Annotated in this window: 22 protein-coding genes and 2 pseudogenes; 14 read left to right on the forward strand and 10 right to left on the reverse strand. The window is 66.4% G+C overall.

Annotation, left to right across the window (positions count from 1 at the left end; translation table 11 throughout):
• Positions 1-1,015 precede the first annotated feature (1,015 nt).
• From ACF1DX_RS37290 to ACF1DX_RS37300, 3 genes are all read left to right on the forward strand, one after another.
• Positions 1,016-2,038, forward strand: a complete 1,023-nt coding sequence (locus tag ACF1DX_RS37290) for a bifunctional DNA primase/polymerase (RefSeq protein WP_391795620.1) — start codon at positions 1,016-1,018, stop codon at positions 2,036-2,038.
• Positions 2,035-3,561: a phage/plasmid primase, P4 family gene (locus ACF1DX_RS37295; RefSeq protein WP_391795586.1), complete on the forward strand. Its 1,527-nt coding sequence runs from the start codon at positions 2,035-2,037 to the stop codon at positions 3,559-3,561. Before ACF1DX_RS37290 ends, ACF1DX_RS37295 begins: the two co-directional genes overlap by 4 nt.
• Before the next feature lie 196 nt (positions 3,562-3,757).
• Positions 3,758-4,132 (forward strand): DUF6009 family protein, encoded by a 375-nt coding sequence (locus ACF1DX_RS37300; RefSeq protein WP_391795587.1) that lies wholly within the window; start codon positions 3,758-3,760, stop codon positions 4,130-4,132.
• 264 nt (positions 4,133-4,396) lie between these two features.
• Here the strand turns inward: ACF1DX_RS37300 and ACF1DX_RS37305 are convergent, their stop codons facing one another.
• Entirely contained in the window at positions 4,397-4,594 is a 198-nt protein-coding gene (locus ACF1DX_RS37305) for a hypothetical protein (protein WP_391795588.1), read from the reverse strand.
• A 53-nt stretch (positions 4,595-4,647) separates the two neighbouring features.
• Positions 4,648-5,007, reverse strand: coding sequence for a nuclear transport factor 2 family protein (locus tag ACF1DX_RS37310; RefSeq protein ID WP_391795589.1), 360 nt, complete (start codon positions 5,005-5,007; stop codon positions 4,648-4,650).
• 166 nt (positions 5,008-5,173) lie between these two features.
• Between ACF1DX_RS37310 and ACF1DX_RS37315 the strand changes: the two genes are divergently transcribed.
• The 4 genes from ACF1DX_RS37315 to ACF1DX_RS37330 all read left to right on the forward strand — a co-directional run bounded on the left by ACF1DX_RS37315 (position 5,174) and on the right by ACF1DX_RS37330 (position 9,771).
• Positions 5,174-5,707 (forward strand): winged helix-turn-helix transcriptional regulator, encoded by a 534-nt coding sequence (locus ACF1DX_RS37315; protein WP_391795590.1) that lies wholly within the window; start codon positions 5,174-5,176, stop codon positions 5,705-5,707.
• Between the two features lie 1,012 nt (positions 5,708-6,719).
• On the forward strand, positions 6,720-7,694 hold the full coding sequence (locus ACF1DX_RS37320; protein ID WP_391795621.1) for a bifunctional DNA primase/polymerase: 975 nt from the start codon (positions 6,720-6,722) through the stop codon (positions 7,692-7,694).
• Positions 7,691-9,223 (forward strand): phage/plasmid primase, P4 family, encoded by a 1,533-nt coding sequence (locus ACF1DX_RS37325; RefSeq protein WP_391795591.1) that lies wholly within the window; start codon positions 7,691-7,693, stop codon positions 9,221-9,223. The genes ACF1DX_RS37320 and ACF1DX_RS37325 overlap by 4 nt, the downstream gene beginning before the upstream one ends.
• A gap of 164 nt (positions 9,224-9,387) precedes the next feature.
• Complete coding sequence (locus ACF1DX_RS37330; RefSeq protein WP_391795592.1) at positions 9,388-9,771, forward strand: DUF6009 family protein; 384 nt, start codon at positions 9,388-9,390, stop codon at positions 9,769-9,771.
• A gap of 371 nt (positions 9,772-10,142) precedes the next feature.
• On the opposite strand, the gene ACF1DX_RS37335 is transcribed toward ACF1DX_RS37330, so the two are convergent.
• Positions 10,143-10,799, reverse strand: coding sequence for a TetR/AcrR family transcriptional regulator (locus tag ACF1DX_RS37335; RefSeq protein WP_391795593.1), 657 nt, complete (start codon positions 10,797-10,799; stop codon positions 10,143-10,145).
• Between the two features lie 57 nt (positions 10,800-10,856).
• Between ACF1DX_RS37335 and ACF1DX_RS37340 the strand changes: the two genes are divergently transcribed.
• The gene (locus ACF1DX_RS37340; protein ID WP_391795594.1) at positions 10,857-11,687 is read left to right on the forward strand and encodes an SDR family NAD(P)-dependent oxidoreductase; all 831 of its coding nucleotides are present in this window, start codon (positions 10,857-10,859) and stop codon (positions 11,685-11,687) included.
• A gap of 156 nt (positions 11,688-11,843) precedes the next feature.
• On the opposite strand, the pseudogene ACF1DX_RS37345 reads toward ACF1DX_RS37340, so the two are convergent.
• A pseudogene (locus ACF1DX_RS37345) lies at positions 11,844-12,251 on the reverse strand (transposase family protein); the annotation flags it as partial.
• Between the two features lie 194 nt (positions 12,252-12,445).
• On the opposite strand from ACF1DX_RS37345, the gene ACF1DX_RS37350 reads away from it, so the two are divergent.
• The 4 genes and pseudogenes from ACF1DX_RS37350 (at position 12,446) to ACF1DX_RS37365 (ending at position 14,786) form a co-directional block, all read left to right on the forward strand.
• Entirely contained in the window at positions 12,446-12,808 is a 363-nt protein-coding gene (locus ACF1DX_RS37350; protein ID WP_391795595.1) for a nuclear transport factor 2 family protein, read from the forward strand.
• 14 nt (positions 12,809-12,822) lie between these two features.
• Positions 12,823-12,963 (forward strand): hypothetical protein, encoded by a 141-nt coding sequence (locus ACF1DX_RS37355; RefSeq protein ID WP_391795596.1) that lies wholly within the window; start codon positions 12,823-12,825, stop codon positions 12,961-12,963.
• Between the two features lie 607 nt (positions 12,964-13,570).
• Positions 13,571-13,976 (forward strand): annotated as a pseudogene (locus ACF1DX_RS37360) (transposase family protein); the annotation flags it as partial.
• A gap of 135 nt (positions 13,977-14,111) precedes the next feature.
• On the forward strand, positions 14,112-14,786 hold the full coding sequence (locus ACF1DX_RS37365) for a GntR family transcriptional regulator (protein WP_391795622.1): 675 nt from the start codon (positions 14,112-14,114) through the stop codon (positions 14,784-14,786).
• Between the two features lie 268 nt (positions 14,787-15,054).
• On the opposite strand, the gene ACF1DX_RS37370 is transcribed toward ACF1DX_RS37365, so the two are convergent.
• Together ACF1DX_RS37370 and ACF1DX_RS37375 are read right to left on the reverse strand one after the other, a co-directional pair.
• Positions 15,055-15,978, reverse strand: a complete 924-nt coding sequence (locus tag ACF1DX_RS37370; RefSeq protein WP_391795597.1) for a fumarylacetoacetate hydrolase family protein — start codon at positions 15,976-15,978, stop codon at positions 15,055-15,057.
• A 594-nt stretch (positions 15,979-16,572) separates the two neighbouring features.
• A complete protein-coding gene (locus tag ACF1DX_RS37375; RefSeq protein WP_391795598.1) occupies positions 16,573-16,869 on the reverse strand; it encodes a hypothetical protein in 297 nt (98 codons plus the stop codon).
• A gap of 882 nt (positions 16,870-17,751) precedes the next feature.
• Here ACF1DX_RS37375 and ACF1DX_RS37380 point away from each other — a divergent pair.
• Positions 17,752-18,954: a M20 family metallopeptidase gene (locus ACF1DX_RS37380; protein WP_391795599.1), complete on the forward strand. Its 1,203-nt coding sequence runs from the start codon at positions 17,752-17,754 to the stop codon at positions 18,952-18,954.
• Between the two features lie 664 nt (positions 18,955-19,618).
• Here ACF1DX_RS37380 and ACF1DX_RS37385 read toward each other — a convergent pair.
• Complete coding sequence (locus ACF1DX_RS37385; RefSeq protein WP_391795600.1) at positions 19,619-20,503, reverse strand: SGNH/GDSL hydrolase family protein; 885 nt, start codon at positions 20,501-20,503, stop codon at positions 19,619-19,621.
• A gap of 450 nt (positions 20,504-20,953) precedes the next feature.
• Here ACF1DX_RS37385 and ACF1DX_RS37390 point away from each other — a divergent pair, with 450 nt between their 5' ends.
• A complete protein-coding gene (locus tag ACF1DX_RS37390) occupies positions 20,954-21,127 on the forward strand; it encodes a hypothetical protein (RefSeq protein ID WP_391795601.1) in 174 nt (57 codons plus the stop codon).
• 564 nt (positions 21,128-21,691) lie between these two features.
• On the opposite strand, the gene ACF1DX_RS37395 is transcribed toward ACF1DX_RS37390, so the two are convergent.
• From ACF1DX_RS37395 to ACF1DX_RS37405, 3 genes are all read right to left on the reverse strand, one after another.
• On the reverse strand, positions 21,692-22,027 hold the full coding sequence (locus tag ACF1DX_RS37395) for a hypothetical protein (RefSeq protein ID WP_391795602.1): 336 nt from the start codon (positions 22,025-22,027) through the stop codon (positions 21,692-21,694).
• Between the two features lie 443 nt (positions 22,028-22,470).
• Entirely contained in the window at positions 22,471-23,304 is an 834-nt protein-coding gene (locus tag ACF1DX_RS37400) for an alpha/beta fold hydrolase (protein ID WP_391795603.1), read from the reverse strand.
• Between the two features lie 71 nt (positions 23,305-23,375).
• Positions 23,376-25,808, reverse strand: coding sequence for an AAA family ATPase (locus ACF1DX_RS37405; protein WP_391795604.1), 2,433 nt, complete (start codon positions 25,806-25,808; stop codon positions 23,376-23,378).
• Positions 25,809-26,046 lie beyond the last annotated feature (238 nt).

The raw sequence follows: 26,046 nt of genomic DNA on the forward strand, positions 1-26,046 counted from the left end.
GCCATCGCCACCCTGGTATCCGACCGCACCATCACCGCTTAACAAACGCCGTGAACAGAGCAAACACGACTCACCCACTATCACACACCAACTCGCAAGTGTGGGGCTGGGCTCGGACCAGGCCAGCGGCTGGGGGACGTCCGTGCCGGGAGAGTGCGGCTGTTCCCGTAGGCCGCGAAAGGTGCCCCGAGCTTCCCGAGCACGGAGCGGAGTCCACCGGCATGGTCGGTGATCCGCAGGACCAAGCAGCAGGGACTCTTCATGGTGGAGTGCCGGGACTCACACAGCTTCAGTCCCTCCCCGATTCCCGCAGGTCAGAGTAGGTATGGCGCTTCCTTGAGGGACCGAAGGGACTCAAAGCTCTAATTATCAGCTAGCTTTGTTCATGTCTTCGTACGCGCGCGCATGTGAGAGAGAAGTACCAGCTGGCTTATAACTCCTGGCTCTCGGTCCCTTCAGTCCCTCTTGGCTGGGCTTGGCTCGTCTGACCTGCGCAAACGTCTTTCAGGTCGGTGCCTGCAAGGGTCCCTGGTTGGTGCCCTCCTTCAGTCCCTGACCTCCGCTGCCCCGGCTCCAGGTCTCAAAGGGCCCGAAGTACAGTGCCGCGGACACGCCCCGGCCGAGGGTTTTCAGTCCCTGAAGGGGCACTCACTCCGTCCCGGACCGCAGATATGCGAGCTTCTGGTCCCTTCAGCCCCTACCAGAGAAGGATAAAAGCGATAAATAAGAGACATTTCTTCTGCCGCCGACAGGGCTGAAGGGACCCAAGGGACCGAAAAAGAGAAAACTCCCCGGCACGCGGTGAAGAGGGGCACCTTCAACCTTCCAAGGGCCTAAACTCTTGACGAAACTGGTCCCTTCGGTCCCTGAAGCACCAGGTTCCACAGGCTTGACCTGCTGTTCTACCGTCAGGGACCGACCAGCCGAGCTGAAATGAACGAGGAAGATCCGCGTGCCGCGCCCTGGTGACAGCCGCTCGCCTGCCGCTCCGGCAGTGCTGACGCAGCCCCACACCCTGGCTCTCTGGTGCGCCGCCCAGGGCTGGCCGGTCCACCCTCTGGCACCAGGACGCAAGACACCGGCAGCCAACTGCGGCAAGTGCAGGCACAGCAAACACATCGCCAAGGACTGCCCGTGCCTGCGCCAGGGCCGGTGGTGTCACGGCTTCCACGCAGCGACCCTTGACCCAGCCCTCATCGACAGATGGTGGGGTACTACTCCCTCATTCGGAGTAGGCATCGCCTGTGGGCCGGCCAACCTCGTCGTCATCGACATCGACGCGCATCCTGCGGCTGTGCCGGACCGCAACCGCCTCCTGCCAGGTATCCCCATCCACGAATCGGTCAATCTCCATGGGCTGGCCTCCGGGTTCGACACCCTCGCTCTCCTCGCAGCCCTACGCGGCGAACAGGACCCCGCACACGACACGGACACGTTGCGGGTCCGGACCCCCTCAGGGGGGCTGCACGTCTGGTACCGCACCACCCAACCCACTGTGCGCTACCGGTGTTCCACCGGCTCCAGCCCGAAAGTAGCGCTCGCCTGGCAGGTCGACATCCGAGCTCACGGCGGCTACATCGTCGCTCCCTCCACCCGGACGGCGAAAGGCGCTTACCGGGCTGAAGGCGATACCCGCTTGCCGGCTGTCCTTCCGGACTGGCTGCACCACGAACTGACCCGCACCGGCCACATCATCACGCCGCCCCAGCCCCGCCTGGCCACCGTGCTTCCTGTCCGGACAGCTCACCGCGCCTCTCCCCGCACGGCGGACCGGGTTCTCAGCAAGCTGATGGAACAGGTCCAGCAGTGCGCAACTGCACCAGAAGGCACCGGCTTCACAGAGAAACTCAACCGGGCCGCCTATACCGCGGGAGGTCTCGTCGCCGCCGGTCACCTCGACCACGACGCGATACGCGAACAACTTCTGAACGTCGCCAACGACGCCCGCCCCTGGCAGACCCTTCGCAACGAAAAGATCATCGACACAGGCATGACCGCCGGGGCTGCCCGCCCGCTCAACCCTGAAGGACTCTCATGAGCAGCGCCGAGAGCACGCCACGTTTCGATCCTCAGGCCGCCGCTCAGCAGATGCTGGAGCTCAGCCTGCAAGACGAGACAGCCACTGCTCCCGCCCTGTTCCCCGCCCAGACCCAGCCCGTCGGCTCCATGACCGCGGTGCCGCTGCCGCCCTCCCTGACGGACCGCGGTAACGCCCGTCTGTTCGTCCAGCGCTACCGCGACCAGTTCCGGCACGTGGAAGGCCTGGGCTGGTTCACCTGGGACGGATACCGATGGAAGCGCGCCGGCGGAGAGAAAGCAGCCTTGTGGGCAGCCGGCGAAATGGCCGAAGACCTCCCCACCACCGACCCCTACGGCGTTTTCAACGACCGCGAACTCGCCCGCCACAAGCGACGCACCCTGTCCACGACCGGCATCCAAGCCTTGCTCACCCAAGCCAAAGCCTCACCGGACCTGTCCGTCGACCCCGACGCCCTCGACGGCGACCCCTACGCCCTGTGCACTCCAGCCGGTGTCGTCGACCTCCACACCGGACACATCCACAAACCCGACCCCAGCCGGGACTTCCACTCACGGGCCACCAGCGTCGCCCCCCAGCAGATGAACACCCCCCGCTGGCACCGCTTCCTCGCCGATACCTTCGGGGGCGACGACGACGGCCGGGAAATGATCAGCTTTCTCCACCTGCTGCTCGGCTACTCCATCACCGGCGACGTCGGCGCCCAGGTCCTGCCGTTCCTGCACGGCGAGGGCAAGAACGGCAAAAGCGCCCTGATGGATGTTCTCCTCCAAATCCTCGGCGACTACGCCGACGCCGCCCCACCCGGCTTCCTCATGGACCGCGGAGCATTCTCTGAGCACTCCACCGAACTCACCGAACTCCACGGCCGCCGCCTGGTGGTCTGCAGCGAACTCAAACCCAACGACAAGTTCGACGAAGCCCGCGTCAGGCTCCTCACCGGCGGCGACAAGATCAAAGCCCGCCGCATGCGACAGGACTACTTCTCCTTCACCCCCACCCACCACCTCTGGCTCCTGGGCAACCACCGCCCGGAAGTCTCCGTCGGCGGATTCGCATTCTGGCGTCGCATCCGCCTGCTGCCCTTCACCCGCACCGTGCCCGCCGAACGCCGCATCGACAACCTGGCCTTCGAGCTCGTCCGCGACGAAGGTCCCGGCATCCTGCAATGGCTCATCGAAGGCGCACGCCGTTACCTCGCCACCCGTGATCCCCTCGACGGCCCCGACCAGGTCCGCCTGGCCACCACCGCCTACGCCGCCACCGAGGATCACATCGGCCGCTTCCTCACCGAATGCTGCACCCGCGACACAGCCAGCCCCGCCGACCTCCGCGTCGAACAAGGCCTGCTCTACGCCCGCTACCAGAACTGGTGCAGCACAGAAGAAGGCATCCGCGCCGCCACCGCCCGTGCCTTCGCCACCCGCGTCCGCTCCGAACTCGGCCTTGCCTCGCCGACTGGCATGATCAAATCCAACGGGCGCAAGTATTACCCCGGCCTGGCCCTCCTGGAGGCCGAATGAGCAGCCGCAGCAGGCCCCGGCCCCAAGCACGACACATCCATCCCCAGCCCCGGCCGCTCTACCATGGCCACCTGAGCCCGTACCCGCAGAGTCCAGCCGCCCCAGCTGATCACCACAGCCTCGACACCATGAACCCGCACACACACCAAGCGCTGCTCCCTCACCGGAGCCGACCGACGAAGGAGGGGCGGCAGTCATGAGCTCGCTGCTGACCGAGAGCGACCTCATCCACGAAGCCGACGTGGTGTGGCTGGAACCCCTCGACGCCCTCGACTACGTCCGTCAAGCTCTGGACAAGACCAAACGCCGCAACAACAAACCTCCCTACGCCCGTGACGGCCGCATGGTCGGTTACGCACGACTCGACGACCACGCCGAGCCCGACCCCGACAGCGGCCTGTACAAACGGCGCGTCTTCTACCTCCTGCCTCACGACCGCGACAGTCTCCCCAACGGGGTCTACCGCGAAGGGGCGCCTGGGGAAGCCGTCGACCCCCGCACCATCGCCCCGAAGAAACCTGGCACGAAAACAGACCGCTCCCAGAGCGGCCCGGCCATAGCATCGGCATAGCCAGGTCAGTCGATCCGGCGCGGCACGACCGCCTGCGTCGTCTTCCGCGACCACCTACCTGGTCCAAGCCGTCCGCAGCTGCCTGCGTCGTATCCAACGACGCATCCATCTCGTCTCGAGGACTGCCCCGCCGAAACCGGCCTCTCGCTCACCACGGCAACTCAACGGAAAGCTCGGCGACAGTGGGAGCCGTACCCGCCCCGTCCGGCGTTGTCGACCAGGACGTCGATGCCGCCGAAGCGTTCTTCGGCGGCCTCGGCAGCCTCACGGATCTGCTGGGGGAGGAGCGGTGACGTCCAGCGGCAGGACGAGTGCCCTGTCGCCGTGCGAGCCGGCCCAGGCCTTGAGCGGATGCGGACGGCGAGCGGTGAGTACGACATTGTCGCCGCGCTTCGGGGTGACGACGGCATGGGCGGGGCCGAAACCACCAGGAGTCCCGCCGGTGATGAACGAGGTTCTCACGTCTCTTCGTGCCCAGGAGTAAGTGAATCGGCTTCGCTACGGGCCGGTGGTCGTCAAGGAGCGATGACGAGTCGGCCGATGTGCCCGTCCTCGTCAAGAACGAAGCGGTAGCGCAGATCGACCTCCCCACCGGGGAAGTCGCCTTCGAGGTGCTGCACCACGACGTACTGATCAAGGCCGAGGCGCTCGGCCCCGACCAGCGTGGTGGTGTAGGTGTACTCGGAGTTGGTCTGCTCCAGCCAGCCCTTGATGGCGGCCGACCCCGTGTAAGTGCGGCCGTCGTCCTCGACCGTGGCCTCGGCGGCGAGCGTGGCCACGACGGTGGGGACGTCGTGTACGTCGTGGGCCCGAAGGTATCGCCTGACGACCTCTGGCAGGTCGGTGACCTCGATGGGGCCGGTGTGTTCGGTCATGTCTACCTCACAGGTGCTTTGTAGTAGGAGGCCCGGCCGCGACACGGGAGGGCCGGATGGCACGTCCGGGCCTCTCCCGCGGGCAGACACCACGATGGGGAGACCTCGGAGACTGCTAAAATCGAAGCTAGTAACTTTCACATTAGCAGTAACTCGGGAGGATGCCATGCCGAGTCGGATCCGGCTGGAAGATCGGCAGTGTCCGTTGTCGACCACGGTGCAGCATGTCGGCGAGTGGTGGACCTTGCTGATCCTCCACGACGCCTTCGACGGCTATACGCGCTTCGATCAGTTCCAACAGAGCTTGGGGATCTCCACCAGCATGCTCACCGCGCGGCTGAAGACCTTGGTCGCCGAAGGCCTGATGGAGCGCCGGCCCTATCAGACGAAGCCTGTTCGTCACGAGTACGTCCTCACCGAGCGCGGACGCTCCCTGCGCCCCGTGATTGTCGTTCTGGCCGCCTGGGGCAACCGACACCTCGCCCCGCAGGACCGGTCCATGATCCTTGTCGACGCCGAGACCGGTCAGGAAGCCGAGCCCGTCGTGGTCGACGCCCGCACCGGGAAGAGCCTCGACGACAGCGACGCGTACGTATTCGCCCATGGGCCGGCCGCCGGCGAGGCGATGCGAGCGCGTTACACCGAACTGGAACGACAGAGGCGATCTCGACGCGGCGGTTCCGGGCCGGGAGCGGAGTAATCACTCCGCCTGCCTGCCGCCTCGGACACCGGCGATCCGCTCACCAAGGGAAAGCCTCCACTGCCTCGTTCATGCTTCCGCCGTCACCGAGGTTCCTCGGCCAGGCGGACTCGTGTGGATCATCGGCGGGCCGGACGACGATGCCTGCACCGAGGCGCCCCGGGCAAGAGTCCCGTCCGCGCCGCCGGCTGCCGTATCTGTGGGGGAGGCGCACCCACGGGGCCCTGCTCCGGAACCTGAAGGTGGTCGCGTCGATCAACTCACTGTGATCTGTCGGCGTTCCTGCGCCGGCGTCCGGTCCGGAAGCAACGGACAGCCTCGAGCGCGGAGTTCGCCGTTCTGCCTGACGGTCCGGTCGGCTCCCGATCCAGTCCGGCTCCTGTGCCGGATGAACTTCACGGACTCTGTGACCGTTGTCGGTATGGAGCACTTTGCTCCGTGCAACGAGAACCACCGAAGACAGCTCGGCACCCACCTGTGGGGATGTGCCGCAGGTTGTCTCGCCGACAGTAGAAGGAAAGAACGTGCGAGCCCTTACCTCCCCAGGCAGTCAGGTGGCCCGCCAGACCTTGTACGAGGGCGTGATCTCCTCTTTCGGGAGCCATGCTCCCTGTGAACGGCACTCGTCGGGGACTGGCCTGGGAGCGGATCCCTGCGAATCGTTCCTCACTGGTCTTCGGGGCAGGAGGGGCCCCGCGCTTTCTTGAGTCCCTGCCCCTGGATCCTGGCCATGGTGCAGGTCACAGTGGTGCGCTGAACCATTCAGGGACTCAAGAGACCCAATGCCGGAATCATGCCTAGGCCCTCTGCGGTGCAGGTGTGTGCAGGGACGCCGAGCCGGGACGCGCCCCTGAAATGTCGGCAATCGAGAATCTGAGTCCCTTCAGTCCCTCGGAGGTGTAGGAAAAGCACACTGACCTGCTCGGATGCCGAAGGGGTCAAGTAGGGACCGAAGGGCCTGAAGACTCCCGTACGGATCGTTTGCAGCAGCCCGTAGGTGTTCCTGATGCTGATGTCCACCGCCCGAGGGGCATCCGCCGGTCGGTTCCAGCTTGCCCGAGAAGAGCAGAAAGCCGCTCAAGCAGCCCGTCGGCCGACCTGCCGCCGCTATGGCAGCAGACCGGTCCTTTCGGCCCCTGCTCTCGTCGAGGTCCGATGGAAGCTGCCCCAACGAGTCTCAGCAAAGGATGGCTACGTGCCCGGCTCTGGTGTGACAAGCGAGCCTGCAGATACTGCTTGGCCTGCCACCCTTGACGCAGGGAGCGTGGCCCGATGGTGTGCCGGACAGGGATGGCCTGCCCATCCCCTGGCAGCAGGCCGTCGGACTCCTGTTGCCAGGAGGGAGACCTCCGCTCCCTTCCGGGGAGTCGGAGCAGAGTGTGGGAAACCCGGCCTCGCCGCCGCTGACATCGATGTCCGTGCCCCAGCGGTTCCTCGACGCGACCGCCCGCTTTCCAGGATTCTCATGCACGAGCCGATCGACCTGGGCGGACTGGCTTCGGACTGCGACACCCTTGCTTGTGCTGCTGTGCTGCGTGGCCGGTCCGGTCCAGCCGACAACGACGTCATCCGACGAGTGCGCACCCCCCGCGGCGGCGTGCGCATCCGGTACCGAAACCCCTGCCCGGCTGTGCGGTTCCGCTGTTCGACCGGCTTGAATGCGCGAGTCGCTCCGGCCTGTCAGGTGGATGTGTGTGCGGATGAGGGCTGCGTCGTCGCCCCTATGATCCGCCCTGCTGAAGGGACCCGCGATCGAAGGGGACCCGCGTGCCTGCCTGCGGCCTTCCCTGAAAAAATAAACAAGGCTGCGTACACCGCTGGAGAGCTTGCATCCGCAGGCCATCTGGATGAAATCATCGCGCTTACCCTCCTGTGCGAGGCGGTAGAGATCGTTCGCCCTTGGCAAGCGGCGCGCCATCAGCGCATCGTCACGAACGCGTTCGCCGCCGGTTCGGCTCGCCCGCTCCATCTCAAAGGACCTTCATGAGCAGCGCCGACACTCCGCGCTTCCACACAAGCGCCGCGGCTCAGCAGAGGTTCGGTCCTGGACAGGCAGATGAGCCGCCGACAGGACTGGACGCTCGGCCAGATACTTCCTCAGTCCCCATGCCCTCCTGGGCAAAGCCGGTATCACTCCCCGATACTCTTACCGACCGGGGCAACGCCAAGCTCTTCGTCAGGCTCTATCGCGATCAGTTCCGTCATGTCGAAGGGCTCGGTTGGTTTTCCTGGGACGGTTACCGGTGGAAGCGCGCCGGTGGGGAGAAGGCAGCTCTGTGGGCAGCTGGTGAGATGGCCGAGGGCATGCCGGAAAGGGATCCCCGAGGACTGTTCAGCGAACGGGATCTCCACCAGCACAAGAGGCATGCACTGTCGACCACCGGAATGAAATCCCTCCTCGCTCAGGCTAAAGCGTCACCGGACCTCTCCATGGACCCGGACACTCTGGACGGCGACCCCTACGCTTTGTGTACACCGGCCGGAATCGTCGACCTGAATTCCGGTTTACTGCGCAAGCCGGATCCCACGCGTGATTTCCACTCCCGAGCGACCAGTGTTGCTCCACAGCGGATCGAGACTCCCCGCTGGCACCGCTTCCTGCGCGACACGTTCGGTGGCGACGCCGAAGGCCAGGAAATGATCAATTTTCTGCACCTGCTGCTCGGTTACTCCATCACTGGCGATGTCGGTGCACAGGTACTGCCTTTCCTCCACGGACAGGGAAAGAACGGTAAAAGCGTCCTGCTCGACACCATGATCCAAATTCTGGGCGACTATGCCGATGCCGCCCCGCCCGGCTTCCTCATGGACCGTGGGGCCTTCTCCGAACACTCCACGGAGCTGACCGAACTCCACGGGCGCCGGCTTATCGTCTGCAGCGAACTCAAGCCCAACGACAAGTTCGATGAAGCACGCGTGCGGCTGTTGACCGGTGGAGACAGGATCAAAGCCCGCCGTATGCGCCAAGATTACTTCTCTTTCACCCCTACCCATCATCTGTGGCTCCTCGGGAACCACCGGCCCGAGGTGTCGACGGGTGGCTTCGCCTTCTGGCGCCGTATCCGCCTGCTGCCTTTCGAACGTACCGTTCCCGATCACCGCAAGATCGATAACTTGGCTTTCGAACTCGTCCGCGACGAAGGCCCCGGCATCCTTCAGTGGCTTATCGAGGGCGCCAGGCACTATCTGACCACCCGTGACACCCTTGAAGGACCCGACCGCGTTCGTATCGCCACCACTGCCTACGCACATACGGAGGATCACATTGGCCGCTTCCTCGCCGAGTGCTGCACCCGAGACCTCAGCACTCAGCCGGACCTCCGCGTCGAGCAGGTCCTTCTCTATACCGCGTACGCCTCCTGGTGCAGCACCAGTGAGGGCATCCGTCCGGCTGGTGCCCGTGGCTTTGCCACGCGTGTGCGGCAGGAGGTCGGACTCGCCTCCCCGGCTGACATGATCAAATCCAACGGGCGTAAGTACTATCCCGGCTTGGCCCTGCTGGACACACCGTCATGAACCACCGTACCTGTCGGCATCCACCGTCGTTCGCAACCAGAATTTTTCCGTGTACCAGCCCCTGATCGACCTACCGTGAAAGGGTGGGGGGCTCGGCATAAGGTGCACCCCTCCCACGGGGCGGGCCACCGGCCGCCCCGGCAGACCAAGGAGGGACAGCAGCTATGAGTTCGCTACTGACCGAGGGCGATCTCACTCATGAGGAACACGTGGTGTGGTTGGAGAACCTCGATACCCTCGACTACGTCCGCCAGGCGCTCGACAAGACCTCACGTCGTCGTAACAAGCCCCGCTATGCTCGTGACGGCCGCATGGTCGGCTACGCCGAGCTGAGCGATGACGCCCAGGCGGACCCCGACAGCGGTCTGTACCGACGCCGTGTCTTCTTCCTCCTCCCGCATGATCGCGACACTCTTCCCGAAGGCATCTATCGCGAAGGCGCTCCAGGGGAAGCCGTGGATCCTCGCACCATCAAAGTCAGAAAAGTGGGCGAAAAGACTCCCCGGTCCCAAAGCGGCCTTGCGGAGTTGACGGGAACCCCCGTCTGACAGGAGCAGGGGACATTCTTCGTCCCGTTCGGTGTTCGGCGAGTCGAGGCCGTCTCGATGTCGCGTTGTTCCGAGGACCGTGGGGGAGGGGCGGGAGCGTGTGAAAGAGAGTCCCCGCAGGTAATCAGAGGGATCTTGGACCGACACGACCAGGGGATCACAGGAGAAGCGTCCACCTGGCGCGGGACAGCCACGTCATCCGCGGGATCCTGGTGATCAAGCGCTGTCCCGTACCTCTTGCAGCCGCTCGCCGGCATCCGGTTTCGGCCTGATCGGCCGGGTCGTGGCCGAGGCCGCGAGTCGCGCCGGAACCGGACAAGCAGACCCGCCGGCGGTGGCTCGACGGTTTCTGCACGAGATACGGGAAGCCCTCAGCGAGCCAGACGATCGAGCAGTTCGTCCAGCAGTGCGTGCTCTCCACGAGTGAGGTCGGCTGGATCTTCGTGGAGCAACGCGCGCAACGTGAGCGCGGCACTTGCACGGGTCCTCAGGACGTCTTTCGACGTGAGGTTCAACGCTCCAGCCAGCGCCGCCTCGCGGACGCGTTCGGACAGAGCGAAGTCCGGCTCGGGCTGCGCGATCAACGTGAGCGTCACGCCGACGTTCGCGGCGAGGAGCTGCTCGGCAGCGTCCTCCGCGGGCACCTTCAGCAGGCCCTTCGTAGCCGCTTCATTGAACCTCTCGCGCAGCGCGGCGTGGGCGGGAGCGGTGACGGCACAGGGCTTTCCCGGTTCGGCGCGGCCATAGAGCAGGCCATAGAACGACGGGTGCTCCAGCCCGAACCGCACGTGCCTGTCCCAGCCCTCGCGCAGATCGCCGAGCGGGTCGCCGGAGCTCTCGACGGCTGTGTACTGGGTGAAGCCGTGATTCGCCACGGCGTCGATCAGGCCCTGCTTGCTGCCGAAGTGGTGGTACAGCGTCGGCGCCTGCACCCCGGCTCGTTCGCACACGGCCCTTGTGGACACCGTGCCGGCGCTCTCCAACAACTCCGCTGCGGCGAGCAGGAGTCGATCCCGTGCGTTCTGCATGTTGCTATGGTAGACCATGTAGCGCTATATAGGACGCTATAGCGATAGGAGAAGTCCATGAAGACTTGGTTCATCACTGGTGGGACGCCCGGAGGGTTCGGCCTGGCCTACGCCGAGGCCGCGCTGCAGCAGGGCGATCAGGTGGCATTGACCGTGCGCCGGCCGTCCGAACTGCAGGAGTGGGCCGACCAGTACGGCGACCGCGTGCTGGTTCTCAAGCTCGACGTGACCGACGCGGATCAGGTGCGAGCGGTGGTCAAGACGACAGAAGAGCGGTTCGGTGGGATCGACGTGCTCGTCAACAACGCGGGCCGAGGTTGGTTCGGCTCCGTCGAGGGCGCTCAGGAAGAGATGATCCGCCGCACGTTCGACCTGAACCTGTTCGCGGTGATCGATGTGGTACGGGCGGCTCTGCCGGGTATGCGGGCACGGGGCGGCGGCTGGATCGTGAACATGTCGTCGGTGGCAGGCCTCGTCGGCGGGCCGGGGTTCGGCTACTACTCGGCGGCGAAGTTCGCGCTCGAAGGGCTGTCAGAGACGCTGCGTCAAGAGGTCGAGCCGTTCGGGGTGCGTGTGCTCCTCGTGGAGCCGGGAGGGTTCCGCACCAAGGCCTACGCCGGCTTCCAGGACGAGCCCGTCGACGAGACCGTCGACGCCTACCTGCCGCTGATCGAGGACGTCAAGGCGGCGTTCGTGGACCAGAACGGTAAGCAGGCGGGTGATCCCGTGCGCGGTGTGCAGGCCGTGATCAGTGCGATGAACGCACCCGTTCCGCCGCAGCGGATCGTGCTCGGCAATTCTGGGTACGAAACTGTTGTTGCCATGCACGAGAACGCACTCGCGGAGCTTCGCGAGAACGAGAAGCTTTCGCGTAGCGCCGACTTCTAGTGCTGTGCCACGCCATGTCGGCTGAGCAGTGGGTCTGAGCGTTGTCCCGTAAATGATCTACGGCATGCCGGTTGACCAGTGCTGTTGCCTCTGGACCAGCCAGTGCGAGGCTGCGCAGGCGGGCGATGCCGAGCAGGGCGTGGTGTGGCCGACGGTGACGACGACCTGGTGGTTGGTGGAGTACCGGTGGTTCTTCGACTGCTCGGCCATGGTGTGGTCGCGTGTGGAGACCAGGGTGCCGTCCACGATGAGCACGGTGTCCTCGCGGAATCGTCTGCGGGGCTGGAGCGAGAGCGCCGGGCCGAGGTGGTCGACGATCCGGTCGGCCGCGAACTTCGACCCCCCGAAAAGCGAAGCCAGTTGACGCAGGGTGAGGTTGGTGCGCCCATACGCGGCGACCAGGAGCACGTGGTCCTCAAGCGGCAGGCTCCAGGGGCGGCCCTTGCGGACCGGGTCCGCACCCTCACGCCGCAGCGCGGTGACCAGCCTGCCGAACCGCCGCGGGCTCAGCCCGGTGAACGGGGCTGTCCAGGAGGGCTCCGATGCCGTGATCACACCGGACACGACAAGATCATCTCACCCGTGACCAGCAGCCACGGGACAACGCTTAGGTGCGGATGAGTCAGTCAGATGCGAGGCGGGTCCTGGGATCGGCACGCAGGTTGTGCCGGCGAATGCAGACGGCGTTCTGTTCACTGCGGCTGCGATGGCGGGCGCCACTGAGGGCAAAGTAACTCAGTGCGGCAGACCGAGTCCTGGTGCAGATCAGCCAGGTGAACCCGAGAGAAGACGAAATCATGGCCGTGATCACCCTCCCCCAGACCGTCCAGAACTTTGTCACAGCGACCAACGCTCACGACAGCGAAGCGCTTTTCGCCGTATTCGCCCCCGGAGCAACCGTTGTCGACGACGGCACGACCTACGCCACCGAGGCCGACATCCGCGGCTTCATCAAGGTTCACCTGGTGGACCCCAAGGTCGTCATCACGCCGATCTCGTACGGCGCCGGCCGTATGATGGCGCCCCCCGCCAGCGAGGCTCCAGGCGGTCCTCTCACGTTCGCTTTCACGTTCGAGACGAAGGACGACCTCATCACCCACTTGTCCATCGATGTCGCGTAGTCCTCATGGGAACCATGGACGAACCGATCGACGCCTCGTCGACACGACGTCGAGCCGAGGGAACTCGCCACTGCCTCGGCGAGACCGCCATGGGACTGCTCACCGCCCCGCCACTCGGACAGAAGGTGGCGACATCCGAACTCATGACGGCATGATCTGACCCACGGAGACTCCCGCGGACGGAGTCGCACCACTCCCGGGGAGGTGACCCCGGGTCGGTCGAAAGCAGTCCCGCAGTCGCTCGGCTTGAAAGGGGACGTCCGAGGTGGGGACAGGTCCGAGCGACCTGTCCCCAGGCCCCTGCTCGGGCGCGGATAGGCCGAACGATGACTCCACCACCAGACTTCCGGTACAAAACCGCTGGTCATCCCTGTTCCCATCATGTGGTGCTTTCGCCGAGGGCACCACAAGGACGGGAACAAGCGAGTCGCCGACTTCGAGCACGGCTCGCACCTGCCGCAGCGTGACGACAGACGGCATCGCCGACACGTCAGCGGACAAACGAAAGTCTTGTGGACAACACCGACCCGATGACCGATTCCGGAGTAACTATGCGGCACCATTCCGTGGGATTCGGGACTGTGTTCTACTTTGCCCCAATTGGTGATACAATCATCTATTCGGTATAAAAGCCAAGATCGCCCGCCGACCTGATACGCACAGGCCGGCGGGCGATCTATGTGCTGAGTCTTTTTCATCTGGCGAAGCCTCTGGCGGAAGAACTTTCGATCAAGATCGTTCCACGCCCAGGGGCTTCACGCGTTGTCCTGCTGTGCCGCGCTGCCGTTGTCGCATCGAACCCTGACCTTCGTGTCCGGCCTGGTCCGCGTTCACCGCGAGAAGCTCGGATCGGTCGACACGGGCTCAACCCGGGACGACAAGCCCTGCTGGTCCAGGTCTACCTGCGCAAAGCGAGCCGTCCGCCGAGGCCGGTACCGGGTTCGCGGTGTCCACCACAACATCTCGGCGCTACGTCGACGAAACCGTGGAACTGCCGGCCCAGCGGTCCCCGAAGCCGCGGAAAGCACTGCGCAAGACCGAACACCAGGGCATGGCCTCCGTAGTGATCGACAGCACACTCGCTCCGATCGACCGACCCTTTTACTCTGGCAAAAACAAGGGGAGGGCCGCAACGACCCACGGGAACGAGGAGATACTGCCCGAGCCCGGGCGGTGCAAGAGCGTTTGCCTCGGCCGACCGCGCTTCGATCACGTCGCACTCACCACCTCTTGTGATCGCACCGTGACACAGGATGACGAGACGCTCTTGACAGTGACTATCGGTTGGCGTGCAATATATCGTATGCCAGTACCGCAGAGTCGAGGACTCGTTTCACGATCGCTCCTGAGGGAGGATGCTTACCGCGCCATTCGCGACGCCATCGTAGATGGCACGCTGGCGCCGGGTGAGCGCTTGACAGACAGCGACTTGGTCGCTTGGCTCGGCGTGAGTCGCACGCCGGTCAGGGAAGCGCTGGCACGCCTGGAGCAGGTAGGGCTGGTTCAGACCAAGCCGGGGCGATACACGAGAGTCAGCCCTTTGGACATCCGGGCGATCCGTGCCGCACAGTCGGTGACGGCAGCCATGCATGAGCTCGCCGTTCGCGAGGCCTTGCCCAACCTTTCCGCGACGGAACTAGCGGCTATGCGCGAGGCCAACGAGCGGTTCGCAAGTGCCATGAGTCACGATGACGTGGACGCGGCATTGGCTGCTGACGCCGACTTCCACAGTGTCCCCGTGTTCGCCAGCGCCAATGACGCCATTCGAAACGTTCTCGAGCAATACACGCCTGTTCTGCGCCGCGTGGAATACTTTCGGTTTTCTTCGATCTCCGGCCGCGACTCGGTTGCACAGCATGACCGAATCATCGCGCTCTGTGAGGCGGGGGATGTCGAAGGGGCGGTACTTGCCACCCGTACCAACTGGCGCACCCTTCTGGATCTTCTGGAAGGTCTTCCCTCCGACGGTGAAGAGTGATGCCACTTCCCGCACTCTGATGACCGGACCTCTTCCGTCTTGTGCGGTCGCAGGTCAGGAGGGTGTGGACGGCTTGGGCGGCGCGGCTGATACGGCGGGTTGAGGAACGGGCTCCGTGGAATGCCCGCCAGGACTTCGACCGGGCGAAGGCGCGTCCGCCCGAGGCACGCAGGCGGGCGTGGCCGCGGGCGGTCGCGGGCCGGTGTCCGGTCCGGGCAACCACGGTGGAACTACTGCCACAGGAGAGCGGCCCGTGGATTCCGCACGCCTACTCGTGGGGGACGATGGCGTGCTCGATGGTGCCGACGCCCTCGATCTCCAACCGCAGGACGTCCCCGGGAGCGAGCCACCTGTTGATTTCCATGCCGGAGCCGTTCACGTAGGTTCCCGTCGCGCACAGTTCACCCGGGTACAGTCGCTCGCCGGCCGAACTGTGCGCGAGCATCTCGCCCAGACTCCACTTCGGGGAACTGGAGTCCGGCCGCGCGACGATCTCCCCGTTCAGGGAAACGGTCGACGGCAGCGTCGTCCATCGGTCGAGAATGTCGGCCGCCTCGACAGCGGTGCTGGAGAGCGACGTCATGAAGTGTTTGCTCTTCTGCGGCCCGAAATTACTGTTCATCTCGGCGATCTGCACGTCCCTCGCGCTGAAGTCGCAGAGGACCACGAACGCGCCGATTGCTCTGACCGCTTCCTCGGGTGTCGCATTGTAGAGCGGTGCACGGAGTACGAAAGCAAGCTCCAGTTCGTAGTCCAGAGCGGAACTGTAGGGCGGAGCGGCCACCGGGGTTCCACTGGGGACTAACGTCGAGGCGTTGCTCATGTAGTAGATCGGCTTGCGGTACCAAAGAGGCTTGGGGCGAAAAGCCGGAAAGGTCTTACGGGTGACGGACTCGACACCATCGGCGATACGCGCCAGCCCCGGGCGGAACCGACGGGCCCACCCGCGGGCGGCGTTCACGTTGTGCTGCTCGAACAGCATGAAGTCGCGGAACGAAAGAGGCTGGAACGGCAATACGACCGAACCGTCCTTCGCGCCGTGACCGACGGCTTGTCGCACCTCCCAGTCCTCGGTGAACGGTGACGGGTAACCCGCGACGGGCGCGGTCGCCGCCGACCATTCCGCGTCGGGCCCGCTGCGCACCTCGGTCACGAGGGTGTCCGTCCCGATCATCCGCCGACGAAATTCCATGACTTCTCCTGCTCGTTGTTCAACTCGCCACCGGCGCGTCGCAGACGACGCCCGGTCCCACCCGTCCGGACCTGCCCTCAAAGCGCCCGGTCGCCGAACCGGAACCGCGCCACCGTCCATGGGCTCGCGCCGGCACGATGCCGTGCGGGACCGGATCGGGTCGGCGATCGTTCCGCTCGGCCCGCGGGCCGATGGGCCCGGATACCGGTGCTCACACCGATCGCGCAGCTCGTGACCGCGCTCTGTTGCCGTTCACTCCTCACTGCCGGCGGGCGCTGCTTCGATCCCCGCGGAGGAAAGGGACTGCGGAAATCCGGTGAACACTCGACACACGTTCCGTGCCGGACGATCAGGAATTCCAGGACGCTTATCAGCAAAATTGGATGTGGCGGTTGCGAGGAGCCTCGAAATGAGTTTCGGATTTCCTGGAGAGTAGTCTTGAACCGGTAATCTTGCTTTTCTTCTCCGTTGCTCCGGTCAGGCGTCTACGTTATTAGGCGTTCTGCTGCGGAACAGTATCGAAGATCTCCCGCGTATCCATCTCCCGTAAGGACGGGAGCAGTGTCGACCGCCCCTGTCGGGGAGTGGAACTGCTCAATCTGCGGAGCAGTCGGCAGGGCTGTCCTCTTTTTCCAGTCCTCGGGCGAACGAGGAGAGGAACCTGCCCACGCCCTCCAGCCCCTCCATGGCGTTCTTGGCGCTCATGTTGTATTCGCCCCAGTACGGTGTGAACTTGACATCGGATTCAGGCGTGCAGTACGCGGCTGCAATCACCTTGGCCATCCGTGTCTCGGCTTCCTGGAGCCCCTGCTGCAGAAGCGCGCTCTGATGTATGAGCCAAGTCCTGGCCTCCTCGATTTCTCTACGGTCGACGGTCACCTGATCAGACATGGCTGGTCCCCTTGCCGTAAGAGGTGCTACGACGCCGTCCTGCGCCGTCACTTGTACTACGTTGCAACAGCCCGGCAGGTTCTCCTCCGGCAGGACCGATTTCTGTGGAACATGAGGACGAGCGACAGCCCGCCGCCGGGCGGGCCCGCAGGGAGCCCGTGGAGAAGGGCGTGCTGCGGCCGCCCGAGCGGGGCAGACCGGGGGGAGCGGGCCGACGGCGGAGGCGACCGCGATCCGTCGGCCCGGGAGGCGGGGAGCGGTCCCGTATCCCCGGCCGGAGTGTCGACGAGGCCGTGCGGGCCGCGGACGTGTCAAGGGGCTTTCCCACGATCGTGTTCGGTGGCGTCCTGCGGATCGGCACGACGCTGCCGAAGCGGTCCCGGTGTCCGCCGATGAACGCGACGAGCGCGTGTGGCCGGTCGAGCCCGTCGGCAGGGGGACGCTTCACTGCATCGAGGGCCCAGTGGGCCGCCCCGGCCAAGGAGTCCCCCTGCTCACCGACTTGACCGAGTGGATCTTTCCGTGAGTTTCCCCGGACCGCGTCCAGAAGTCGGTCTCGTGCGGCTCCACCCGGCCGCGCGGCGTCGCTCGGGGGCCGCGGCGGAGCTTCGCGGCGATCCTGCGTACCGCACGACGACGCAGCTCAAGCGGATGCCGGAAAGGCCGTGCCACGCCCGGTACCGCTCGCGGACGCGGGTCTCCGCTCGGTCGGGGACAGACCGTGACCGACACACGTCATCGAAGGCGCCGGCCCGGTGAGGGGGAGCACGTACACATTGTTCGGTCCGGTGTTACGCCTGGGGAACGACGTGTGTGGGACACGCGGCCTGTGCATCGGCGACGCCACCGCCCAGGGCGCGGACGACTGTGGGGAGGACCGTCATGACGACAGTGAGAGATGCGTCGGTGCTGCAGGCCGCTCTGGTGGAGTTGAGGCGGTCGCTGCATCGTCGTCCGGAAACCGGCCTCGATCTGCCGCGGACCCAGCGTGCGGTGCTGGCGGCGCTGGAGGGCCTGCCCCTGGAGATCCGTCTGGGCAGTTCGTCGACGTCGGTGGCAGCGGTGCTGCGCGGCGGCCGGCCGGGGCCCGCCGTTCTGCTCCGTGGTGACATGGACGCACTGCCGGTCACCGAGGCGACAGGGCTTGACTACGCCAGTGAGATCGACGGTGTCATGCATGCGTGCGGACACGACCTGCACGTCGCCATGCTGGTCGGGGCGGCTCGGCTGCTGTGCGCACGACGGGAGACGCTGCAGGGCGACGTGGTCTTCATGTTCCAGCCGGGAGAGGAGGGGTTCGACGGCGCCAAGCACATGATCGCGGAGGGTGTGCTCGACGCGGCGGGACGAAGGGTCGCCGCGGCGTACGGGATCCATGTCTCCTCGTATCGCGAGCGCGGAGTCTTCTTCAGCCGTCCCGGCCCGCTGATGTCGGGTTCGCATGAGATGCGTGTCGTCGTCGAGGGCACCGGAGGACATGGCTCCCTCCCTCACCTCTCCCGGGACCCGGTGAACGTGGCGGCCGAGATGCTGACAGCACTGCAGACGATGGTCACCAGTCGTTTCAACATCTTCGACCCGGTGGTGCTCTCGGTGGGTGTGTTCCGAGCGGGCACCAAGTTCAACGTCATCCCTGATGAAGCTCGTTTCGAAGCGACGCTGCGGAGCTTCTCGCCCGCCACCGGCGCCCTTTTGCGCTCTCAGGCCAAGCGTCTGTGCGAGGGCATCGCGGCGGCTCACGGCCTCACGGCCGCAGTCGAGTTCCGGGACGGATTCCCGGTGACGATCAACAACCGCGACCATCATGACTTCGCCCGTACCGTCGTATCGGAGACCTTGGGCTCTGATCGCTTCCAGCTCATGGAGTTCCCGATCGCCGCGTCCGAGGACTTTTCGTTCGTCCTGGACGAAGTGCCGGGCTGCTACCTGCATCTTGGCGCCCGCGTGGACACGGGGAGCGATGCCCCGGCAGCACCCAACCACAGCGCCAGGGCCATGTTCGACGACGGAGTGCTGTCCGACGGTGCTCTCGTCCTCGCCGAACTGGCGCTGCGCGCCCTGCGGAACGAGGCGGACACCCACTGAGGCTGTGCCGGGGACTGGACGGACGGGTGAACGCGTCGGTCGCGCACTCCGAACCCTGTAGCCCGCCCCGCCGCACAAGGAACAGTCCGCAAGGACGCATGCGGGTGCCGTTCCCCGACGCCGGGGGGCGCGCCTGCCCGGGACCGCGTGCTCAACGCGCGGCAGGGGCACCACACGTACCGGAGACGCCGGGGTGCCGTCTATGTGAAGTGACCCGACACGGTTGTGGAGCGAGGTCCCGGGCTTCGGCCGTGCTTCCCCGGCCACCCCGGAGATGGGGGCCGGGGCGTGTGCCCTCCGCCGGAGGGGTCGGACTCCTCATGCCGGCCTCGTACGCGGAGTCCTCGCCGAAGTGGTTGACGTGATCGGTCAGGTGAGGTGGGGGCCGGGTACCCGGGGCCGATCTCCCGGTGTCCGGTGAGCGGTGGGAGACACCGGGGAGCAAGGGCGGTCCGAAGTCGAGGTCTTCGGGCAGGGGGACCGGTACGCCGTCCGGGCGGCAGCCACGCCCATGGGGGTGTTGCGCCGGGAGTCCCGGCACAACACCCGCTCACTTTTTGGACGGGGGTGTCACGCGGTCTCGCGGGGCGCTGTCCGCCCACGTCCGTGCCGCCGTCGTGCCCTTGGTGCGGGTGACCGGCTCAACAGCGGTGTGCCGGGCCCGTCACGACTTCCAGCCGCACTTGGTCAGCGCGCTGTGCACCGCCCTGCCCATGGCCAGCTCACCACGAGCGTTCGGGTGCAGAGGGGCCGCGGGACTCTGCGGCGAAAAGTCCTCGATCCACCGCTCGGTGCCGGAACGGCACATGTCGTGGCCTGCCGTCGGGCGGTAGGTGTCGACGTAGGAGGCGCCCTCGGTGCGGGCGACCCGGGCGATCATGGCGTTGAGGGACTTCGTCTTGTCCCGGAGATACGCGAAGTCACCGGCGGCGAACGGGGCGGTGGGGCTCGTGCATCCGACACCGTTGTCGGGGAAGATCGAGGGATAGCCGACCATGAGGACCTTGGCGCGAGGCGCCCGGGCACGGATCTCGGAGACGACCTGTGCGACCTTCACAGCCGTCGCCGATATGTTCTGCTCGACCTGGTCCGTACCGCCCGCGGTGAGGTCATCACGGCAGGGGCTTCCCGCAGGGTCGTTCCGGGACAGGGCGGCGCAGCGCGTCAGGACCGGGGTGAAGCCGATGTCGTTGCCGCCGATCGTCACCGTGACCAGGTCGGTCTTCCGGTTGAGGGCGGTGAACTGGGCGGGGACGGTGCCCTCCTGAGGGGCCGCGAGATCGGCCGTCGTCGCCCCGGCGCAACTGACGTCCGTCAGCCGCGCCTTGATCTTGCCCGCGAGGAGGTGCGGGTAGTTGCCGCTGGAGCGGGCGCATGCCGCGTCGATTTCCTCCGGTACTCCCGGTGCCGAAGCGTAGGAGTCGCCCAGGGCGACGTAGTTGAGCGGCGTGGCCGGTCGAGGTGCGGCGGTGGCCGGTGTCGCGGCGGTCAGAGCACCGGCCAGCGCCACGGCGGCGGCAGCTCCGAGGGCAGGCGCACGCCGGGACACGCGGACATCCGAGATGCGAATCACTTGGTTCCTTCGAGGTGGTGAGGAGGGGGTGTGAGATCCCCTCATGTACCAAACGCTTTCAGGACAGAGCCGGTTCATCAGTGCGAAAGCGTGGGGCCCTCTCCCGCCGGTGACTTCGGCGCCCCACCGGAGGGGCAGCACTGCGCGTGACGCGGACCGCCCTCCCTGGTCCGAGCCGGCTCGGTCACCTGACGGGCCGGACACGGGCAGCCTTGACGTCGCCGGCTGCCCGTCGGCAACGACCCCGCGCGGACGGTCATGAAGGCGTCCCGGCGCACGGCGCGGCTGAACCCATGACAAGCCGGGGACGTCGTACAGGTCGTGACCGTGCGGAGCGCCGGCCCTGTTCATGGTCACAGTGATTTCCCGAGCAGGCGGCGAAAGTGCGGCCAGACCCCTTATGGACGCAGGTGGAGGGAGGGATTCGTGATCGAAAACCTTGTGGTCAAGGGCGTCTTGGCGGTCATCCGCCTCATCGGATATGCCTACTGGTTCTTGTGGCGGAGCCGCACGTACGTGTCGTACCACGACGACATCGAACCGCTGGACGTTCCGGCCGATGCCTCTGGAGGCCGGATTTCAAGTGGCCGGACATCGTAGGAAAGGATGGCAAGGGCGGAAAGCCCTGCACCTGAGAAGAGTGAACCGTCGATGGTGTGCCGGTCCGTAGGGCTGTATGGGTGGCCGTGAGTCCACCCGGTGGTGTTACCGTCTGCTTGGGCAGGTCGGTGATGGTTCTCGGGAAAAGGGGCGGGGAAAGTGTGCGAGAGGCGCTCGAAGAATGGCGTCTCGCAGTATGGAATGCCTGGAGCCGGTGGGATCGTCCCGCCGTGAACGGCATCGAATTTCAGGACGGAATGTCCGCGCGTTCCAGGACGGAACATCCTCGCGCAAGGTTTGGACCCGGAAATTGAGAACCAAACGGAGGGAACGTCCGGCTGTGCTGTCCGCTCCGGGACTCCGAGTGGATCCGTGCTTCTCACCCTGTACCGTCCAGGCGCTACCGCAGTGCCCTCACCTGTGAACTTTCCAGCCCAATGCCCCCTGCCGGCAGTGACGCAGCCGTGCCCCGGCCGTGCGCCGGGTCTCTCTCGCACGGCCGGGGACGCTACATGGACAAGACCGCCATCACGGCGGATCCTGACGGACAGACCGAATGATCTCCTATCCGGCCAGCCGGTAACTCAGCCCGCTGAAATTGCCCGGAAAGTTGTGCAGATCACCGGTGGGGGAGTGGTAGACGCCGCCCTCGCAGTCGGCTTCCGAGAACACCTCGATGGGCCCGGCCAGGTTGGCGATGAGTCTTGTGGAGAAGGGCAGGTTGGCGCATTCGGTGGTGGGGTGGGAATCAAGGAAATAGCGACCGCCGTAGGCCCCCTCGTAGAAGACGACCTGGCCGGGAAGGTGCTCGTCTGCCGCTGCGGTCCCGGCACCGGTCCCCATCAGTATGACTGCGGCTGTCGCACCGACTGTGGCCGCCAGCCTCATGCTCTTGCGCATGGGTCAATCCTCCCTGTTTTGTTTCGGGTTGAACTGCTTGCGTTCTCAAAATCTCGCACATGTGACTGGTTGTCAATGATTGATCGGACTCACCCGTGTGCACCTTGGGCTTGAATGTCTTGGCGGGAGAGGAAATGAGGTGACGCGCCGCGGGATGGAGTCGTCGAGCGGCATCGGCACACGAGGATCGGAAATGGCTGAATTTTTTCCTCTGATCCGTCCCGTTCATTCCGGGTCGCTTTGTGAGCCGTTCATCCCCCCGCCGCAGGCGCTCGTCCACGACCGAGACCTTGCCGTCCTGTCTCCGCGGGGTGACGCGGCAGGCCGACGGGGGCGGGTGACGGGTGGTCGCACCGGGCCGCTCCCGTGCGGTGCGAACCCCATGGCCGGTGGGCACCCCCTCACCGGGAAGAGGGAAACCCGCCGCCCGCACACCCCACTGGTCAGGCCAGGGCGGGAGGGATCACATCCAGCCGGTCGTCGGGCCGGACGGTGAGAAGGTTCGCGATCCCGGCCGGGTGGACGAGATGCGGAAAGTGGCCACCGCCGGGCAGGGAGACGATCCGGACCGAGGGCATCACCGCGGAGAGCCACTGCGCGTACGGCGCCGGCACATCGCCCCCCGCGACATGGCTGTAGCTCGCACCGGCGGCCATGATGGCTCGCATCTCCGAGGTACGCAGCTCCGCGAGTTCCTCGGACGGAACCTCCAGGAGTTCCCGCCAGTACTCCAGGAGCAGCTCCTGACGAGGAGTCGTCGCCGTCCGTACCAGTTCCCGCGCTTCGGCCGGGAGGGTGTCGATGCCCATCGCTCCCAGCTGCTCGTTCCAGACATCCATCCACCCCGAGCCGCGCAACAGGGGCTCGACCTCCCGCAGCCGCCTCGCGAAAGGGCCGACCAGCAGCGGCTGATCCACATTGATCACTCCAACGGCCGGGTGGGCCGCGGCGTAAGCCGTCGCGACCACCGCTCCGAACGAGTGGCCGACCAGCACGGGTGCTGCCAGCCCGATCGCGTCGATGGACCGGCGCAGCTCGGCGGCGAGATCGGACGGACGACAGGACTCGGCGTCCGGCGAGTCCCCATGGCCCGGGAGATCGAAGGCGACGATCTGTCTCCCGGGTTCCGCCGCCGTCAGTTTCTCGATCAGTGGCCCCCACTGCCGACGGTCATAGGTGAGACCGTGCAACAGGACCACCGGGGGTTTCCTCCCGGACCGTGTACCGTACGTCTCCGCGGCCAGCCGCCCGTGGAGTCCCTGCTGTCCCAGTGTCATCGCGCTCCGCCTTCCCATGTCTTCGACAAGGAGGCGTAACAGGGCCGGGAACCGGGTGTGCGTGACTCGGGTCACACCCGCCACCGGCTCGGGCCGCCCGCCGCCGGGTGGTAGCAGAAGGCGCGGCCGGACCGCAGGGAGGCGCGCAGATGTGCGCCCGCAAGGGGCGCCGCCACCTCGATGCGCTTCACCGCAGCCCACAGCGCTCGCGTGGCACTGACCCGTGCCCTTTCCGCCTCACCGCCGGTCGTCCGTACCCGTCCCCCCAGACCACTGGCCCGGCGCAGCTCGATCACGATCGCGCTGCGCTCCCTCTGCACGCTCCGTGCTCGGTCCACATCGCCGACACGATCGGCGGAGTCAAGCTCCTCGTCCAGCTGCGCGAGCCGCTTCCGGTAGTTCGCCACGGCGATCGCGTCGAGGAGGGGCGCTCCGTCGGGGACCCGCAGACCCCGGCCGCCCGCCACCAGGTCGAGAGCCGGGATGTCCTTTCCCGGGGCGGCGAGCAGGCTTCGCAGGTAGGTCATGCCGCGTGTGTCGGCCAGCCTGGCGGACTCGTCCCCCGCTTCCAGCAGCCATCCGTCGTCGTCCTGGGTCAACCGCCACTCGTCCGGAGGCGGCGCGAGGGCGGACAGAAGTCCGCACATCCCGAGCCGCTCCGCGATGGACCGGGCACGAGCCTGATCGTCGCGAGCCCGGGCCGGATCTCCTTCGCCATTGCGCGCCAGCAACGCCTCGGCCCGAGCCCTCAGAGTCTCGGCCAGCCACGGCAGGGTTCCGGTCCTGTTCTCCCACGCCTCTGCCGCGTCGAAGTCGGAAAGCGCCTGATCGAGATCGCCGAGCTGCGCGGACAGCAGTCCGAGGTAGTGGTCGACGGGTCCCGCGACTGTGTTCGCCCCGCCCCACACCACCAGGCGGCCACGGTAAGGCACGAGTGCGGCGTGCAGTTTCCGGGCGCTGTCCAGGGCCCGCGAGCGGGACGCCACCACGGCCAGATCCGCGACAGCGCCCAGCCAGCGTGGACCGGAGCCCACGAGCACGCTCGGCAGCAGCCGCTCCAACTCGAGTTCCGCTTCCACCAGTCGGCCGGTCTCGGCCAGACTGCGAGCCGCTGTCGCGGAGAAGAAGTGCCCGGGGAGCCGCCGGTCCAGTGCCTGCCAGGGGGCGAGTGTGCTCTCCCAGTCGCCGCGCAAGGTGGAGATGCTGCCGCGCAGACCCCCGGTCAGGCGTGCCGTGTCGGCTATTCCGGCCCTGTGGCCGAGCACCTCCGCCTCAGACGCGAACGAGGCGGCCTCCTTGAAACGACCGCGGATCGCCGCAAGCATGGACTGGCGGGCCGCGACCACCACAGCGGTCTCGGCATCGCCGGTCAGCTCACCTGTCCGGGCATAGTAGGTGAGCACCGCCTCGGCGGCAGCGATGTCCCCGAGCTCCATCAGCGCTGTGAACCGCCACATGAGGCCGCGGCGCTCCGTCACGATGTCCCCGGCCAGCCTGGCCTGGGTGACGATCTCGGCCGCGGTCTCCAGCCGCTCGTGGGCGGCTGCCGGATTCCACAGGGCGTGCAGCTTCGAGTCGAGGACCTCAGCGATGATGCCCGGGGAGCCGGCGAGCTGGGCCAGAGAGAGGGCTTCCTCGATCAGCGCGCGCCGGCGTGTGTCCGTCGGCTCGCCCAGCAGTTCGCGGGCGAGCCGCGCGAGTACCCGTGCCCGCGTCTGCGGTGACAGAGGCCGGGTGGAGGCGGCTTCCAGCAGCCGGATCAGCCTTGTGTCGAGATCGAGGAAGGAGGCCTGGGACGGCATCGTCAGAGCCAGGTGTGCCAGTGCGTCCTCTTTGCCGTCGACAGCGGCGAGCTGATGCGTGAGGCAGAGGGCGATGCCGGGCAGCCCCGCCGAAGCCAGCCAGATGGCATGCACGGCGTCGGAGGGCAGGTCGCCGAGCAGTGCGGCGAGCTCGGGCTCTTCGATGCCGCCGAGCCGTAGTTCGGGGGGCAATCCGACAGGCTGTGTGGTGGTGGCCAGGAGCCCTGTGGCGCCGGTGGCCAGGTGAGAGGCCAGCCGGGCGAGCAGGCGGACGCCCGCGGACGGATTCCTGCCCCCGTCGTTCAGGGCCGAGAGGGCGTCGTCGGAGACCGAGGGGCGGGTACTCCCGTGCGCATCCAGATCATCGATCACAAGCAGTCGAGGGGGGCCGTCGGCGACCGCCGCGAACAGTGCGTCGATCTCCTCCGGCCCGGCGTCCGCCCGCAGGGCCGGCCGGCCGGTCAAGGCCGCCAGATTGCCGAGCAGGCCCGATGCCGGGGATCCGAGGCAGGGACCGTCGTTGATGAGGCGGTACGTCTGGAGCCCGCGGGCGGTGGCGAGTTGCCCGGCACACCTCGTCAGGGCGCTCTTTCCGGACCCCGGGGGCCCGGTGATGAGCAGGTGCCCTCCCGAACCGGCAAGGGTCCGGTCGATGAGCTGTCGCACCGCGGTGAGTTCTCTGCGCCGTCCGATCAGTTCCACCTGGTCATCGTAGTTCGCCGCTCCGCACGGAACGGTTCCCGTGAGCGGCCCCACCTGGGCCGGCCCTTCTCACCACACGTGTGGGAACGGCTGCCGGAGGCGGTCCGCACGGGGAACACCCCGATCGAAAGCGTTCTGAATACGGCCTTCCTGACCTGTCCGGACGGCAACCCGGTGGGGCCGGACTCCTCTCGGCGGCCATGCCCGGCACGCCGGAGCGGCCGGACCGTGATCCGGC

The organism is Streptomyces sp. NPDC014676, assembly GCF_043084105.1.
Taxonomy (GTDB): Bacteria; Actinomycetota; Actinomycetes; order Streptomycetales; family Streptomycetaceae; genus Streptomyces.